17 protein-coding genes are annotated in these 16,011 nt (G+C 64.7%); 8 read left to right on the top strand and 9 right to left on the bottom strand.

Annotated elements, in window-relative coordinates:
* The first annotated feature begins 22 nt into the window (after positions 1-22).
* The 3 genes from NDK18_RS08950 to NDK18_RS08940 are packed head-to-tail and all read left to right on the top strand — an operon-like array spanning position 23 to position 2,812.
* Positions 23-1,330, top strand: coding sequence for an NAD(P)/FAD-dependent oxidoreductase (locus NDK18_RS08950; RefSeq protein WP_250624634.1), 1,308 nt, complete (start codon positions 23-25; stop codon positions 1,328-1,330).
* 60 nt (positions 1,331-1,390) lie between these two features.
* Positions 1,391-2,023 carry a thymidine kinase gene (locus tag NDK18_RS08945; protein ID WP_250624635.1) on the top strand — a complete coding sequence of 211 codons (633 nt, stop codon included), beginning with the start codon at positions 1,391-1,393 and terminating at the stop codon, positions 2,021-2,023.
* 9 nt (positions 2,024-2,032) lie between these two features.
* Positions 2,033-2,812 (top strand): hypothetical protein, encoded by a 780-nt coding sequence (locus NDK18_RS08940; protein WP_250624636.1) that lies wholly within the window; start codon positions 2,033-2,035, stop codon positions 2,810-2,812.
* A 12-nt stretch (positions 2,813-2,824) separates the two neighbouring features.
* Here NDK18_RS08940 and mutM read toward each other — a convergent pair whose 3' ends face one another.
* From mutM to NDK18_RS08910, 6 genes are all read right to left on the bottom strand, one after another.
* Positions 2,825-3,637 (bottom strand): bifunctional DNA-formamidopyrimidine glycosylase/DNA-(apurinic or apyrimidinic site) lyase, encoded by an 813-nt coding sequence (gene mutM / locus NDK18_RS08935; protein WP_250627561.1) that lies wholly within the window; start codon positions 3,635-3,637, stop codon positions 2,825-2,827.
* Between the two features lie 8 nt (positions 3,638-3,645).
* On the bottom strand, positions 3,646-5,052 hold the full coding sequence (gndA, locus tag NDK18_RS08930; RefSeq protein ID WP_250627560.1) for an NADP-dependent phosphogluconate dehydrogenase: 1,407 nt from the start codon (positions 5,050-5,052) through the stop codon (positions 3,646-3,648).
* 111 nt (positions 5,053-5,163) lie between these two features.
* Positions 5,164-5,646, bottom strand: coding sequence for a DUF4340 domain-containing protein (locus NDK18_RS08925; RefSeq protein WP_250624639.1), 483 nt, complete (start codon positions 5,644-5,646; stop codon positions 5,164-5,166).
* Positions 5,643-6,989: a GldG family protein gene (locus tag NDK18_RS08920; protein WP_250624640.1), complete on the bottom strand. Its 1,347-nt coding sequence runs from the start codon at positions 6,987-6,989 to the stop codon at positions 5,643-5,645. Before NDK18_RS08920 ends, NDK18_RS08925 begins: the two co-directional genes overlap by 4 nt.
* Positions 6,989-7,750: an ABC transporter permease gene (locus tag NDK18_RS08915; RefSeq protein ID WP_250627559.1), complete on the bottom strand. Its 762-nt coding sequence runs from the start codon at positions 7,748-7,750 to the stop codon at positions 6,989-6,991. The genes NDK18_RS08920 and NDK18_RS08915 overlap by 1 nt, the downstream gene beginning before the upstream one ends.
* Positions 7,747-8,475: an ABC transporter ATP-binding protein gene (locus NDK18_RS08910; RefSeq protein WP_250624642.1), complete on the bottom strand. Its 729-nt coding sequence runs from the start codon at positions 8,473-8,475 to the stop codon at positions 7,747-7,749. The genes NDK18_RS08915 and NDK18_RS08910 overlap by 4 nt, the downstream gene beginning before the upstream one ends.
* A gap of 224 nt (positions 8,476-8,699) precedes the next feature.
* Here NDK18_RS08910 and NDK18_RS08905 point away from each other — a divergent pair, with 224 nt between their 5' ends.
* The 3 genes from NDK18_RS08905 to NDK18_RS08895 all read left to right on the top strand — a co-directional run bounded on the left by NDK18_RS08905 (position 8,700) and on the right by NDK18_RS08895 (position 12,751).
* Positions 8,700-9,896: a DesA family fatty acid desaturase gene (locus NDK18_RS08905; protein WP_250624643.1), complete on the top strand. Its 1,197-nt coding sequence runs from the start codon at positions 8,700-8,702 to the stop codon at positions 9,894-9,896.
* Positions 9,897-10,063: 167 nt separating this feature from the next.
* On the top strand, positions 10,064-10,873 hold the full coding sequence (locus tag NDK18_RS08900; RefSeq protein WP_250627558.1) for an isocitrate lyase/PEP mutase family protein: 810 nt from the start codon (positions 10,064-10,066) through the stop codon (positions 10,871-10,873).
* 114 nt (positions 10,874-10,987) lie between these two features.
* Entirely contained in the window at positions 10,988-12,751 is a 1,764-nt protein-coding gene (locus NDK18_RS08895) for a DUF885 domain-containing protein (protein ID WP_250627557.1), read from the top strand.
* A gap of 25 nt (positions 12,752-12,776) precedes the next feature.
* On the opposite strand, the gene NDK18_RS08890 is transcribed toward NDK18_RS08895, so the two are convergent.
* The 3 genes from NDK18_RS08890 to rpmB all read right to left on the bottom strand — a co-directional run bounded on the left by NDK18_RS08890 (position 12,777) and on the right by rpmB (position 14,118).
* Positions 12,777-13,571, bottom strand: coding sequence for a hypothetical protein (locus NDK18_RS08890; protein ID WP_250624646.1), 795 nt, complete (start codon positions 13,569-13,571; stop codon positions 12,777-12,779).
* A 133-nt stretch (positions 13,572-13,704) separates the two neighbouring features.
* The gene (gene rpmG / locus NDK18_RS08885) at positions 13,705-13,869 is read right to left on the bottom strand and encodes a 50S ribosomal protein L33 (RefSeq protein ID WP_250624647.1); all 165 of its coding nucleotides are present in this window, start codon (positions 13,867-13,869) and stop codon (positions 13,705-13,707) included.
* A gap of 12 nt (positions 13,870-13,881) precedes the next feature.
* On the bottom strand, positions 13,882-14,118 hold the full coding sequence (rpmB, locus tag NDK18_RS08880; protein WP_250624648.1) for a 50S ribosomal protein L28: 237 nt from the start codon (positions 14,116-14,118) through the stop codon (positions 13,882-13,884).
* A 310-nt stretch (positions 14,119-14,428) separates the two neighbouring features.
* Between rpmB and secB the strand changes: the two genes are divergently transcribed.
* Together secB and NDK18_RS08870 are read left to right on the top strand one after the other, a co-directional pair.
* Positions 14,429-14,917, top strand: a complete 489-nt coding sequence (gene secB / locus NDK18_RS08875; RefSeq protein WP_250624649.1) for a protein-export chaperone SecB — start codon at positions 14,429-14,431, stop codon at positions 14,915-14,917.
* Between the two features lie 8 nt (positions 14,918-14,925).
* Entirely contained in the window at positions 14,926-15,951 is a 1,026-nt protein-coding gene (locus NDK18_RS08870; RefSeq protein WP_250624650.1) for an NAD(P)H-dependent glycerol-3-phosphate dehydrogenase, read from the top strand.
* The last annotated feature ends 60 nt before the right edge of the window (positions 15,952-16,011 follow it).

The raw sequence follows: 16,011 nt of genomic DNA, 5'->3' as shown, positions 1-16,011 counted from the left end.
ATGGCGGACAATGGAGCGGACGATGGCTGTTGCACAGATGGAAAACGACGTGCAGTGCGATATTGCCGTGATCGGCGGCGGTCCGGGCGGCAGTACGGCCGCGGCCCTGCTGACCAGGCGCGGCTACCGCGTGGTGGTCCTGGAGAAAGCGCACCATCCCCGCTTCCACATCGGTGAGTCGCTGTTGCCGATGAACCTGCCGCTGTTCGAACGGCTTGGCGTTCTGGACAAGGTACGCGCCATCGGCGTACACAAGCGCGGAGCGGATTTCGAATCCGACACGCCGGCCGGCTACAGCACGTTCGCTTTTGACCGCGCCCTGGGGTCCAGTCCGCCGCATGCCTACCAGGTATACCGCCAGGACTTCGACAAGATGCTCTTCGAGCATGCCCGCCAGTGCGGCGCCGATGCCCGCGAAGGCGTGGAAGTATTTGCCGTCGACCAGGCAGGCCCGCGGGACAGCACGCTCAGCGTGCGGACGGACGATGGCGGTAGCTATACCGTGCGCGCGAAGTACGTGGTAGATGCCAGCGGCCGCGATGGGTTCATGGCATCGAAAAAGAAGCTTCGGCGGCGCAATCGTGAGCACCAGAGCGCGGCGATCTTCGGTCATTTTTCTGGTGCGGAACACCGCCCGGGGGACGACGCCGGAAACATCAGCATCTATCGCTTCGAGCACGGCTGGATGTGGATGATCCCGCTACCGGGCGGGGTGATGAGCGTGGGTGCAGTATGCCGGCCGGATTACCTGAAAACACGGCGCGGCCAGAACGTGGATTTCCTCATGGCCACCCTCAACGGCAACGTCCAGCTGGCGCAACGCCTGGCCGGCGCCACGCTTATCGATAACGAGGTGCGCGTTACCGGCAATTACGCCTATGACGCCTCGGCGATGGCAGGTCCTGGCTGGATCCTCATCGGCGACGCCTACGCGTTCCTCGACCCGGTGTTTTCATCCGGTGTTTACCTGGCGATGAACGGCGCCGAGCAAGCCGTGGACGTAGTGGACCGCGCCTTGCGCGAGCCCAGGTCCGAGGCCGCCGCGCAACGGAGCATGCAGCGGCGCGTACGAAAGGGCATGCGTCGTTTCGCCTTTTTCATCTACCGCTTCAACGGCCCGGTCATGACCAAGCTATTCCGCAACCCCCGGAACGCCCTGCAACTGGAGCAGGGGGTGATTTCCATGCTGGCCGGCGACGTCTACGATTCAAGGCCGGTCTGGTTGCGGCTGCAGATGTTCAAGATGGTCTATGGCGTGGGCGTGGCGCTGGACCTGCGCCGCTGGTGGGCCGAGCGCAAGTTGCGGCTTTCCCAAGCCGCCGCTGACTGAAATTTCCCCGCAGGCCGGGGAGGCTGCCGGTAGCACGTCGCAAAACGGTAATATGGCGCGATGGCGAAGCTCTACTTCTATTATTCGGCGATGAATGCCGGCAAGACCACCACCTTGCTGCAGAGCGCCCACAACTACCATGAACGCGGGATGCGCACGCTTATCCTTACGCCTGCGCTGGACAATCGCTATGGCGAAGGCGTGGTGGCCTCGCGCATCGGCCTGAAGGCCGCAGGAAGGCGGTTTTCCTCCGAGGAGGATTTGCTGGCCATGACGCAGGGCGATATAGCCGAGCGTGGCGCGCTGCACTGCGTCCTGGTAGATGAAGCCCAGTTCTTGAGCCGTGCCCAGGTGTGGCAACTCTCAGACGTAGTGGATCGCCTTGGCATACCCGTGCTGGCTTACGGGTTGCGCACGGACTTCCGCGGGGAGTTGTTCGAAGGCAGCAAGTACCTGCTGGCCTGGGCGGACAACCTCGACGAAATCAAGACGATCTGCCATACCGGCCGCAAGGCAACCATGGTGGTACGCGTGGATGAACAGGGCCACGCCGTGACCCAGGGCCCGCAGGTTGAGATCGGCGGCAACGACCGCTATGTCTCGGTCAGTCGCGCCGAGTTCAAGAAGATCACCGCCGGTGACGGCCGCATCGAGTTGCAGCAATCCGTGCTGCCGCTGGGCAACAATGCATAGGAAACGCTCGTGACCGATACCCCGCTCAACACTTGGCCACGGCCGTACTTCCAGCAAGCCGGTGGCAAGTCGATGCTGCTGTTCTTCATCTTCGGCAGCTTCGCCGAGGAGATCGTCATACCGGCGCGCAAGTACGACAGTGCCGGTCTCCCGCCCGGCGTCGAGCTTCAGCGCTACCAGAACGCCGTGCTGTCGCGCTGGGAGGGCTATCCACTCTCAGGCGTGCTGGGCGAGATCCTGAAGGAAGATAATCCCTCCGGTTTCGAACGCGCTCTCCAGGCGCCGCATGTGCTGGCGGTGCGAGGTGAAGTGGACGACTCATCGAGCCTGGACTACCTGCGCGACACGCTCGGCGTGGTTGCGGCGCTGCTCGATGCCGGTGGTTCGGTGGTGGTGGATCCGCAAGTGATGTCGCTGTACGAGGCCACCCAGTGGCGCCGCCACTACCTGGTGGAGGGCGGTGCACCGCCGCGCAACCACGTGTTGATCCTGTGCAGCGAGGATGAACACAACCCAGGTCGCCAGTGGATCCACACCCGCGGCATGCGCAAGTTCGCCCGGCCGGACATCAGCCTGCGCAATGTGCCCACGGACGATGCCGGTCGCGCAGGCACCCTGGCCGAGAAGATGGTGGAGATGCAGGTCCTTGGCGCGCACTTCGTCGATGGACAGGGCATGGATATCGAAGGCGTGGGCGAAGACGTCACCGTCTACGTCGGCGGCTCGCAGGACGACCCTGCCTTCAACAATACCCACGCCGAACTGATCTGGCCTGACGCCCGAAGCTGACATCTGCGCGTGTCACGACTGGCAGCGCGGACAGTAGAACGTCGAGCGCTGCCCTAGCGTGATATTCCGGATGCCCGTGCCGCACACCTTGCATGGCTCGCCTTCCCGGCCATACACAAAGAGTTCCTGGAAGAAGTAACCCGGTGCACCGTCCGGCGCGAGGAAATCGCGCAGGGTGGTCCCGCCGCGTTCGATGGCATGGGCCAGGATGCGTTTGACCTCCGTGGCAAGCCTTGCATACCGGGCGCGGGAGATCGTTCCGGCCTTGCGCCGAGGGTCGATCTTTGCCGCGAACAGCGCTTCGCTGGCGTAGATATTGCCCACGCCCACCACCACGGCGTTGTCCATCAGCAGGGTCTTCACAGCCGCACTGCGGCTGCGTGAGGCGTTCCAGAGCGTATCGCCGTCGAAGTCGTCGGTGAGGGGCTCCGGTCCCAGGTTCTTCAGCAGTTCATGCGTCTCGAACGGTCCTTGCCATAGCAGGCTGCCAAAGCGGCGCGGGTCGGTGAAGCGAAGCATGTCGCCCGAGTCGAGCACGATGTCCACGTGGTCGTGTTTGTTTGGCGGAGTGTCGTCGGGCAACACGCGAAGGACGCCGGTCATGCCCAGGTGCACGATGGCGGTGCCGGCCTGGCTCTGGATCAACAGATACTTCGCCCGCCGTTCCACCGCGTCTATGCGTTGTCCGGGAAGGAGCGCGGCCACGGCCGTGGGGATCGGCCAACGCAGGTCCGCGCGCCGCAACACGACACGATCCACCTTGCGGCCCACGATGTGCGGCGCGATCCCGCGCCGCGTGGTTTCCACTTCGGGAAGTTCAGGCACGGTGCGGCTCAGCTCCAGTCGGCATGGAAACTGCCCTTGTCATCGATACGCTCGAACGTATGCGCACCGAAGAGGTCACGCTGGGCCTGGATCAGGTTCGCAGGCAATGTTTCAGTGCGATAGCCATCGAAATAGGCAATGGCCGAGGAGAAGCACGGCACCGGCACGCCTGCCTGCACGGCGGCCACCACCACTTCGCGCAGGGCATCCTGGTACTTCTCCGCGATGTCGGAAAAATAGGGCGCCATCAGCAGGTTGGTGAGGTCCGCTTCCTTCGCATAGGCATCGGTGATCTTCTGCAGGAAGCGGGCGCGGATGATGCAGCCGGCACGGAATACCTTGGCGATCTCGCCGTAATTGAGGTTCCATTGGTACTCGGCCGAGGCAGCCCGCAACTGGGCGAAGCCCTGCGCATAGGACACGATCTTGCTGAAGTACAGCGCCTTGCGCACTGATTCCACCAGTGCTTCCCGATCGCGAGGCGGAGTGGCCGTGGGGCCGGTCAGTTTCTTGCTGGCGGCAACGCGCTCATCCTTCATCGATGATAGCACGCGCGCGAACACCGCTTCGGTGATCAGCTGCAGCGGTACGCCCAAGTCCAGCGCACTCTGGCTGGTCCATTTGCCGGTGCCTTTCTGGGCGGCGCGGTCGAGGATCACATCGACGAGGTCTTTACCCGTCCTGTCATCCTTCTTGGCAAAAATGCGCGAGGTGATCTCGATCAGGTAACTGTCGAGCTCGCCTTTGTTCCACTCGGTGTACACCTTGGCCAGTTCGTCGTTGGAGAGTCCCAGCACGCCCTTGAGTACGGCATAGCTCTCGGCGATCAGCTGCATGTCGCCGTACTCGATACCGTTGTGGACCATCTTGACGTAGTGGCCGGCGCCGCCGGGCCCCATGTACGACACGCAGGGCTCGCCGTCGGGCGCGCGCGCTGCGATTTCGGTAAGGATCGGCGCCACCAGGTCGTAGGCTTCCTTCTGGCCACCGGGCATGATCGACGGACCATGCAGCGCGCCTTCCTCGCCACCGGATACACCCGTGCCGATGAAATGGATGCCGTGCGCGGCCAATTCCTCGTTGCGGCGAATGGTGTCCTTGAAGAAGGTATTGCCGCCGTCGATCAACACGTCGCCCTTGTCCAGCAGCGGAAGGAGTTCGGCGATGGTGTCATCGGTGGCACCACCTGCCTTCACCATCAACAGGATGCGGCGCGGCTTTTCCAGCGACTGGACGAATTCCTCCGGTGAATAAGTGCCCACCAGCTTCTTGCCGGGGAAGGACTTCAGCATATCGTCGGTGCGTTCCCGGCTGCGGTTGAACACCGACACGGCATGACCGCGGCTTTCGATGTTGAGCGCCAGGTTGCGGCCCATCACGGCCAGTCCGACCACGCCGATGGCTTGCTTGCTCATGGGATTTAAGCTCCGGGAAGGAATAGGGGGACCGGTTCGATATAGGCTCGGCCCGGTGGATGGCAAGGCCGTCCATCATCGCTCCATGCCTGTCATCAGAACGTTGCGTTGCTAGTGCGTGGCTTTGTCCGGCCGGGGCAGGGCCTGCAGGGGGATCAGCGCGATGCGCTCGCCCACGCGGGCGTAGCGGAGCTGGCCGATGGCCGCCGGTTCGCCGAATTCCAGCGTGGTGTCGTCCAGCCGCAGAGTGGCCAGGGGCGGTGCCAGGCCGAGCTTGGTGACGTCGAAATCGCTTACCGGCCGCCAACTGGCCACGGGCGCCACGGCCAGGTTGACCAGATCCTCAAGGCGCCCCTGGTCCACGGCGGTGCCCGGGGAGCCATCCAGCCTCCAGGTACCGTCGCGCCGGGTCCAGGATGTCCGCGGTCCGCCGCGGAAGGCCAGCTCGACATGCGTGATGTTGGCCTCGTCCAGCGCCGAGAGCATCTGCTGTTGCGCGCGGCTGTTGTCGCGGTGCACCTGCAGCCACATCGCCGCGGCCAGGAAGGCGACCACGGTGACCATGGTCAGGCGCCGAAGCGTCTGCCGCTTCACCGGCGCCGCCGCCGCCACGCGATGAATCCGCCCATGGCAGCCAAAAACACGGGCAACCCCACGAGGAAGACCAGGGTCAACACATCCAGGCGCGCCTGCGTCAGTTCCAGGACGCGATCGGGAGCGCCGCGCGGCGGCAAAGCCACCAGTGCGTCGTCGCCCAGCAGCCAGTCGAAGATGCGTTCGCCCAGGGCCCGGTTGCCGCCGTTGCCGACGAAGGTATTGGCAAGGAAATCGCCGTCACCCACCACCACCACGCGCTGCTCGTTCTTCTCAGGGCTGGGCGACAGGCGCGTTTGTGCAAAGCCGAAATCCAGGGGGCCGCGAAGTTCGCCCGCCGCGGCGTCGTAGCGGATGGTGGACGGCTGGTCGTTGGCGATGCCGTGGAAGGCCGTCCAGCTTTGCTCGCCGGTGCGAAGGAAAGCGGCCACCGTCCAGTCGGTGCCCGACACCTTGGCCAGGCCCGCCGCCTGCGGGAACAGCGTGGTGAGGGTGAAGCCATGCGTGATCGGGTGCGGCGGGTAACTCACCTGCACGATCTGCCGCGGGTCGGTCAGATTCAAGCTGGCGCCCTGGCCATCCACCAGCACACCCGGCAGCAGGCGCACGCCCAGGGCATCGGCCAGCGGTTTCACGCCCAGGTCCAGGTCGCCCGGCTCGGCGAGCCATAGCAGGTTGCCGCCGTTGCCGACGTAGTCCACCAGCGCCTGTACCGCGGCGGGCGATAGCGGCGCGGAGGGGCTGGCAAGCACCACCAGGTCCGTATGCTCGGGCACGGCCTGGACCTGGCCGAAATTCAGCGGCACCGAGCGCAGGCCCCGTGCCTCGAACTGCGTCATGAACGTGCCCAAGTCTGCATTGGCCTTACCGCCGGGCAGGCGCTCGCCATCGCCGGTGACGAAGCCGACGATGCGCTCGCCGCCGCGCGCCAGCCGCTCCAGGGCATTGCTCATGGAGCGTTCGGTGAGCGAGTCGTCCAGGCGCTGCACGCGGTTCTTGTAGTGGATGATCATCGCGCCGTCGTTGCTGATGCCCAGTTCGCGCATGGCGGCGGGATCTTTTTCCGGATCGACGAAACGAAGCGTGAGGTCGCGTTTGGCGCGCTGGTAGCGCTCCATGAAGGCGCCGATATTTGCGCGCAGCTCACCAGAAGGGCTGGCATAGCTCACCACTTCCACAGGCCCCGGCAGGCGGTCGAGCACGGCCTGGCTTTCCGCCGCGATCGAGGCGCGGCCGCCGGTGCTCCAGTCGGCGCGCACCGCATACCGCGAAGTAAAGAAGCCGACGCAGGCAGCCGCCACCAGCAGGGCCAACGCAAAGATCCAGCTTTCAAGGCGGCGCATCAGCGGCGCCCCCGCTCGTCGGCCAGGCGCCGGCTGGCCAATGCCAGCGACACTACGATTACGATCCCGAACCAAGCGATGTCGTTCGTCCCCACCACGCCACGCGCCATGATCTGTAGATGAGTGCTCATAGCCAGCCAGTCGAGGAATCCACCCTCAACGCCGGCAGCGCGCGCACCTGAGTTCACCGTCCACAGCGCCAGCGCTATGATCAGTGCGGCCACGGCCGCCAGGGCGGCCTGCGAGGTAAAGGCCGAGCAGGCGATACCGATGGCAGCGAGCGTCGCCATCATCAGCGCGCAGCCCAGGGTGGCGGCGGCAAGCTTGCCCAGGTCCAGGTCCAGGTGCACCGAGCCTGCCAATGCCAGCGGCATCGCCAGCGCCAGCAACAGCCACAGCGCCAGCCAGCACAGAGCGGCCAGGTACTTGCCCAGTACGATATGCGAGGGCGGCTGGCCGGTGGAAAGCAGCAGGGGAAGCGTGCCCTGGCGGCGGTCACTGGCAATGAGCGTCATCGTCATCAACGGCACCACCACGAAGGACAACTGCAGCAACTCCGCCAGCAGCGGCACGGCGACGAGGTCCGTAAAGCCCGGACCATCGGCCATCGCCGCCAGCTTCACCTGCATCTTCATGAAGGTGTCCAGCAGGAACAGATACCGCCATGCCAGCCAGCCGAGGGTGAGGGCGGCCAGCAGCCAGGCCAGGGGGCGCACGCGCAGGCGACGCAGTTCAAGGTGGGCGACCGCGGCGATGCTCATGCAGCCTCCGCGCTGGTGGCGATGGTGAAGAACGTCTTGTCCAGGGCCTGGCGGTCGGCATCGCTGGTCAGTGGCCCGTCATGGCGCAGGCGACCCTGGTGCAAGATGGCCGCGCGCGTGCATACGGCCGTGACCTCGGCCAGCACGTGCGTGGAAAGGATGACCGCGCAACCGGCTGCGGCGCGCTCGGCGATGATGCTGCGAAGCTCGGCGGTCTGTACCGGATCCAGGGCATTGGCCGGTTCGTCCAGCACCAGCAGGGCCGGATCGTGCAGCAGCGCGCAGGCCAGGCCCAGGCGCTGGCGCTGGCCCTGGGACAGCACGCCCGCCACGCGTCGGGCCATCGGACCCAGGGCGAGCCGCTCGATCACGGCCTCGACCGGGGCCTTGCCGCGTAACCCACGCAAGCTGGCGGAGGCCTGCAGGTGTTCCCGGACCGTCAGTTCTGGCCACAGCGGGGCAGTTTCCGGCAGCCAACCCACCAGCTGCCGACCGATTTCAGGACGGTCGATGAAGTCCTGCCCATCCAGTTCGATGGTCCCGGCATCCGGGCGCAGGGCACCGGCCACCATGGCCAGGGTGGTCGATTTGCCGGCGCCGTTGACCCCGAGCAGGCCCAGCACCTCGCCCCGCGCCAAAGACAGGTTCAGGTCGTCCACGGCCACCCGACCCGCCCGGCGCCGCGCCACGCCTGCCATCCGCAGTAACACCCGGGTGGTCGTCATGCCGCGTCGTTCAGTTTGGCGGGGTCGGCATATAACCTGCATGCCTTGGATTTAGCGAGGAAAGGGCGCACGTTGGGATCAGTCATGGGCTGATTGTCACGTCGCCTCCGGATTCGTACAACCGGCGGCACTAAACTGTGTGCCTGTCGGTCAAACCGTGCTGGCGGGTATGGAAGCCTGTCCACTACACTCCTTCCTCACCTGACTTCGCGTGGTTTTCATCCATGTTCCAGTCGTTGCTCGACTTTCTCTCCAACGGACTGACCCAAGCGGGTTGGGTCACCAAGCTTGTCTACCTGCTGGTGGTCACGCAGCTGACGATCTTCACCGTCACGCTGTTCTACCACCGCAGCGCGACCCATCGCGGCGTGGATTTCCACCCCGTGCTGGTGCACTTCTTCCGTTTCTGGGGCTGGCTCACCACCGGTATGGTGGTTAAAGAGTGGGTGGCCATCCACCGCAAGCACCACGCCAAGGTCGAGACCGAGGAAGATCCGCATTCCCCGCAGATCTTCGGCATCAAGAAAGTCTTCTGGGATGGCGTGTCGCTTTACCGCGACGCCAGCGAAAACAAGCAAGACATGGAGAAGTACGGCAAGGGCACGCCGGACGACTGGCTCGAGCGCCGGTTCTACGGTGGCCATCCGTACTGGGGCCCCACCCTTATGCTCTTCATCGACCTGGCCCTGTTCGGCGCCATCGGTGTCGCCATGTGGGCCGTGCAGATGATCTGGATCCCGTTCTGGGCCGCCGGTTTCGTCAATGGCATCGGCCACTGGTGGGGCTACCGCAATTTCGAGAGCTCCGACACGGCCACGAATATCTCGCCTTGGGGCTTCTGGATCGGCGGTGAGGAACTGCACAACAACCACCACGCTTTCCCGAGCTCGGCGAAGTTTGCCCTGCGCAAGTGGGAGTTCGACATCGGCTGGGCGGCGATCTGCGCTTTCCGTGCCGTGGGCATGGCCAAGGTGCTGCGCGTGGCTCCCACGCTGAACCTGCGTCCGAACGTCAGCCTGCCCGATTCCGAGACACTCAAGGGCCTGCTCACCCATCGCTTCCACGCGATGACGGACTACTACCGCAATGTGATCCTGGCCACCCTGCGCGATGAAGTCGTGCACGCCGGCGACACCGTCAAGTCCGTGCCGCGCCGCCTGCGTCGTGCCATGGCCGATGGCGGCAAGTGGCTGGACACCGAAGGCCGCGAGCGCATGCAGGCTGTGATGGCCCGCCGCCCGACCCTGGCCACGGTATGCGATTTCCGCACCCGCCTGAACAACGTCATGGAAGAACGCGGTGCCGAAAACGCCCTGAAGAACCTCCAGGCATGGATCCACGAGGCCGAGCAGAGCGGCATTCGCTCCCTGCAGGAATTTGCCCAGCGGTTGAAGGGCTATTCGGCAGCTGGCGCCGCGTAAGCCGTCTAAAAAGAAAGCGAAAAAAGGCCGCGCATCGCGCGGCCTTTTTTTATCGGCGAGCGCATTGCCAGCGAGGTGCTCCCCCTCAAGGCCGCATGACCTCCGACATCATTGTTTCGCGGTTGGGGTACAGGCAATGTGGACGTCTCTTTCCTGGAGACTCTCCCATGACGACAGCAGCACTGCGCAAGTTGCACGAAGGTCCTTCCATCCTGTTGCTTCCCAACGCCTGGGATGCGGGGAGCGCCAGGTTGGTGGAGAGCCTGGGCGCCAAGGCGGTGGCGACCACCAGTGCCGGGCTTTGCTGGTCCAGGGGCTATGCCGATGCGGCGGCGTTGCCGCCCGAGCAGATCATCGGCGCGGCGCGGGATATCCGGCGGGTGGTGTCGGTGCCGCTGACCGTGGATATGGAGGCGGGGTATTCCGACGATCCGCAAGCCGTGGCGGAACTTGCTCTGCAGCTGGTGGAGGCCGGGGTCAACGGCGTGAATATCGAGGACGGCTCCGACGCCCCAGAGCTCCTTTGCCGCAAGCTCACGGCCATTCGTGCGGCACTGGCAAGCGCGGGCGCCGACCTCTTCCTCAATGTGCGCACCGACGTCTATTTGCGTGGACTTGCCGCCCCAGGCGATGCCGTGGCGGAGGTGGTGCGACGTGCGGCGCTATACCGCGAGGCAGGCTGCGATGGCCTGTTCACGCCAGGCGCGTCCGATGCGGGCCATATCCGCGACATCGCTTCCTCCATCGATGGTTTGCCGTTGAACATCATGCTGGTGCCTAACTTGCCGGATTTACCTACTTTGCAGCGCCTGGGCGTACGGCGACTGAGTGCAGGTTCGGCCATCGCCCAGGCGGGCTGGGGCCATGTGGGTCAGCTCGCCGCACGTTTCCTGGCAGGCGATATCGCTCAGGTGGCGGATGCGCCGGCGGCTGAATATGGCGCGATGAACAAGCTGTTTGCCGGTGCCGCCAGGTAGTTCGGATGACTTAAGGTTCCGGACGGGGCCTGGCACGGAAGTGATGCTTTCGGCACATGCAAGGCGCGGGGGTTCCGGGCGAGAGTGGAAGTTCTGACCCAACGCGGATCGCGCATGCGCACCTACCTCGCCGCAGCCCTCGGGCTGGCCTTGTCCGGACTGTCCCTCGCCCAGGCACCCGCAGCACAGCCATGGATTGCCCGCAGCAACGCCGATGCACAGCTGCTGCTGGTAGAAACAGCTACCTTCAGCCCGGAAACCGCTTCCAGCGTGGGCCTGGACGGATACGACGCCAAGGTTGCCGACCTTGGCAAGGACATCGATGTCCGCCAGCGCGCCGCGCTGGTGGATGTGGGCAAGAAGCTCGATGCGCGGCTGGCACAGGAGAAAGATCCCAACGTCCTGCAGGATCTGAAAATCCTCAAGAGCCAGGTAGACCACCAGATCGAAGGCATCGACCTCAACGGCAAGTACCTGTTGCCGTATACCGATGTCGGCCAGCTGATCTTCAACGGTGAGTTCGCCCTGCTGAAGGACGAAACCGATCCGGCGCGCCGCAACTTCGCATTGGCGCGCCTGCAGTGCTACGTCGGTATGGCGCCTGGCTGCACACCGATCGTCGACGAAGCCAAGGCGCGCTTCACCGAGCGTCTTGGCAACAAAGACCTGATCGGCCCGTTCAAGGGCGAGGTGGAACAGAACCTGGGTAACACCTCGCGTTATGTCGACGGCGTGCACAAGCTCTTCGCCAAGTACAAGATTGCCGGCGCCGATACTGCGCTTGCAAAGCTCGACGCGCAGATGACGCAATACGATGCGTTCACGCGCAGCACCGTGTTGCCTCATGCCCGTGCCGAGGCACGCCTGCCCGAACCGCTATACGCGTTTGGCCTGAAGCTGGTGGGCCTGGACATCGACCCGCGCGAATTGATCCGGCAGGCGCAACTTGAATTCATGGAAACGCGCTACGCCTTGCAGGCGCTGGCGCCCGAAGTGGCCAAGGCTGAAAATCTCCCCGCGGGGGATTACCAGTCGGTGCTCAAGGCGCTGAAGAAGAAGCAGCTGGCCAAGGATGCGGTGGAACCCACCTATCACGCGGTGCTTGAAAAGATCGAGGATGCCATCCGGCGCGAGCGCATCGTGGACCTGCCCAAGCGCAAGATGGCCATGCGCCTGGCATCGGAGGCGGAGAGCGCCGCCGTGCCCGCGCCGCACATGGATCCGCCGCCGTTCGTGGGCAACAAGGGCGAGCGCGGTACTTTCGTGCTTACCATGGGCAACCCGCCTGCCAACGGCAAGGCCAGCGATGCCTATGACGACTTCACCTTCGAGGCGGCGGCGTGGACGCTCACCGCCCACGAAGGCCGCCCGGGCCATGAGCTGCAGTTCGCGGCGATGGTGGAGCGGGGCGTGTCGCTCACCCGCAGCCTGTTCGCCTTCAATAGCGTAAACGTGGAAGGCTGGGCGCTCTACGCGGAAGCGGAGATGGTTCCTTATGAGCCGCCGGCAGGCCAGTTCATCGCGCTGCAATTCCGCATGTTGCGTGCGGCGCGCGCCTTCCTTGATCCGATGTTGAACCTGGGGCTCATCGACCGCGAGCGTGCGCATGAGATCCTGGTGAACGACGTGGGCATGTCCGAGGCGATGGCGCGCCAGGAACTGGACCGCTACACCTTCAACAGCCCCGGCCAGGCCACGGCGTACTTCTATGGGTACATGCGCCTGTTGCAGCTGCGCGCACAGACGGAAGTTGCCCTCGGCAAGAAATTCGACCGGCTGGCATTCAACAACTTCCTGGTGGACCAGGGCCTGTTGCCGCCGGATCAACTGGCCGAGGCGGTGCGTACGAAGTTCATCCCGGCACAGCTGAAGAAATAAACGGGTGGGGGCGGCTGGGCTGCCCCTACTTCGACGCTTCCGGACGGATCTGTGCGCTATGCGCGTCGGTATCGATGGCGCCCACCGTGACCGTGCCCATCAGGCCATCGAAATCTTTCTCGGCCTGGTCGTGCAGGCGCTTGACCACGGTCGTGGCCTGTTCCGGGAAAGGTCCGAAGCCGCTGATATAGGCGAAGCCGCCGCTTTGGGCGGCATCCTGCATCGGCTGGATCTCATGGTTGTAGCGCTGCACCGCGCGGGTGCCGGCGACCTTGTCGCTGTAGTCCTTCTTTAGCTTCAGGTAGATCTTCGAGGCCTGCTGCTTTTCCGCCGGGGTGCTGCGCACGACGGCATTGGCATAGGCGGTGACGTAGTCAGGGTTCTTGCGTTCAGCGGCCAGGGCCAGCCATGCCAGGCCCAGCGGGCGATTGGCCTGAATGTCGCCAACGTCACCGTTGAAGAAGGCAATGCCCAGCAGGTATTGCGCATTCTTGTTGGCCCAATAGGCGGCGTCGCGCAGCGATTCCCTGTAGCTGGACCAGTGTTCCCGCTGCAGGTGGTATAGCGCGCGACAACCGTAGTAGTCGGCTGGCAGGATGCGCTCCAGGCCATCGATGCAGTTGATGATCTTCTCACCGCCGGTGAAGTCCATGGCCTGCTGGTGCAGGTCCGGCGAGGTACTGGCCGAGGCGGGCCCCGCGTTGCCGGGTGGCTGGGTTGGTGCCGTGCCGGCCTGGAAGGCCTGGGTCATCGGGCTGGCGCACAGCGCGGCGATGGTCGCGACGACGCGCAGGGGCAGGGCAAGGGCGGGACGGTCCATGGGCATTCTTCCTGGCAGGAATACGTGGGGAAACTTACCCCATCCCTGACGCTTAACGCACCCGACGGTTTTCCGCCTACCTGATAAGAGAATGCCCGGGCAAAAAAAACCCGCCTTGCGGCGGGTTTTGGTATTACTTGATCTTGCCTTCCTTGTAATTCACATGCTTGCGTACGACCGGGTCGTACTTGAGCATTTCCATCTTTTCCGGGGTGTTCTTCTTGTTCTTGTCGGTCGTGTAGAAGTGACCGGTACCTGCAGAGGAAATCAGGCGAATTTTGTCACGCTTGCCAGCCATGTCTGGTTCTCCTTAGATTTTTTCGCCGCGGGTACGCAGGTCGGCGATCACGGCTTCGATGCCATTCTTGTCGATCGTGCGCAGGGCGTGGTTGCTGACGCGAAGCTTGATCCAACGCTTCTCGCTTTCGACCCAGAAGCGGCGCTCGTGCAGGTTGGGCAACCAGCGGCGACGGGTCCTGTTGTTTGCGTGCGAGACGTTGTTGCCGGTCTGCACACCCTTTCCGGTGACTTGGCATCTACGGGCCATGATGACCTCCGTAATTTGGTTAGACCGCCCCTTGGCCAGGACGGCATCGGCCCAGCCACGGTCCGATCGGGACCGTTACGCGCCTTTGGCTGGAGGTGGAACCCCTGTTTGCCATGGGCCCCGCGGCGTGCGGCGGGCTTCCCCGACGGATCGGGGTGGCACAGGTAAGCCGCGCATTGTCGCAGAAGCCTACATGGGCGCGCAAGTCGCGGGTGCGGATGCCAAGGATGTATGAAACAATTGGCCTCTTTGGCGCCCGCAGTGCGCCTTCAAACCGCATCTTAAGACCGCATTTACCGAGGGAATCCACATGTCCGACACCAACGTCAACGGCCAGGCGGCCGGCCCGCAGCTGGTCCTGCAGAAGATCTACGTGAAGGACGCCTCCTTCGAGGCACCCAACGCCCCGCAGGTATTCCAGGAAATCGGTGAAGGCGTCGACCAGCCCCAGGTCCAGCTGAACCTGGGCCACAAGGCCACCGACCTTGGCGAGGACATCTTCGAAGTGGTCCTTTCGCTCACCCTCACCTGCAGCCTGGGCGAGCGCACCGCGTACCTGGCCGAAGTACACCAGGCCGGCATCTTCGGCGTGGCCGGCTTCGCCGACAACGACCGCGACGGCATCCTGGGCAGCTACTGCCCGAACCTGCTGTTCCCGTATGCTCGCCAGATGGTCTCCTCGATGGTCCAGGAGGGCGGCTTCCCGCCGTTCCTGCTGCAGCCGATCAATTTCGACGCCCTATACGCCGAGCAGCAGCGCCGGCTGGTCAGTGGCGAGACGCAGACCCTCAATAGCTGATAACCGGCATGTCCCCTCCTGCCACGGTCGCCGTCCTCGGCGCCGGCTCCTGGGGCACGGCGCTGGCGGCGTTGCTGGCGCGTAACGGCGCGGACACGCGGTTGTGGGGCCGCGGCGCGGAAGCGCTGGCGGCCATGGCCACCAGCCGGCGCAACGCCCGTTACCTGCCGGAAGTCGAGCTCCCGGAAGAACTCCGCTACGAAAGCAACCTGGCCGCCGCCCTCGAGGGCGCGGACATCGTGCTTATCGTCGTGCCCAGCCACGCCTTCGCCGCCATGCTGGCCGAGATCGGCCCGTTGCTGGGGCCCAAGACCGCCGTGGCCTGGGCCACCAAGGGTTTCGAGCCCGGCACCGGACGCTTCCTGCATGAGCTGGTCGACGACGAATGGCCTGGTCGCCCGGCGGCGGTGATCACCGGTCCCTCGTTTGCCCGGGAAGTGGCGATGGGCCTGCCCAGCGCCGTCACCGTGCATTCGGATAACGAGCCATTCGCCACGCGCATGGCCACTTTGCTGCACGCGCCGAATCTTCGCGCCTACACCGGCAACGACATGCTGGGTGCGGAGCTGGGCGGTGCGATGAAGAACGTGCTGGCCGTAGCCACCGGCGTTGCCGATGGCATGGAGCTGGGCCTCAATGCCCGCGCGGGCCTCATCACCCGCGGCATGAACGAGATGCTGCGCCTGGGCGTGGCCCTAGGTGCGCGTGCGGAAACCCTGATGGGTCTGTCGGGCCTTGGCGATCTGGTCCTTACCTGTACGGGTGATCTTTCCCGCAATCGCCGACTGGGCCTGGCGCTCGGTCGTGGCGTGCCGATCGACGAAGCCATCCGGCAGATTGGCCAGGTCGTGGAAAGCGTGGTGACCGCCGATGAAGTGGCCCGGTTGGCGGAGTTCCACCAGCTGGATCTTCCCATTGCCAGCGGCGTACGCGCGGTCCTGCATGGCGAGGTCACCCCGGTGGAAGGCTTGCGCGCGTTGATGGCCCGTGAACGCAAGCCGGAGTACCCGCACGGCCTGTTTGGACAGGGCTGACCGCCCAGCATCGCGCAGCCCCGCTGAATCGTTCCGATACCCGGCCGGGGCATGCCCCAA

This window comes from Pinirhizobacter soli, from assembly GCF_015905305.1.
GTDB classification, from domain to species: Bacteria; Pseudomonadota; Gammaproteobacteria; order Xanthomonadales; family Rhodanobacteraceae; genus Pinirhizobacter; species Pinirhizobacter soli.
This window is presented reverse-complemented; position numbering and strand designations above follow the sequence as displayed.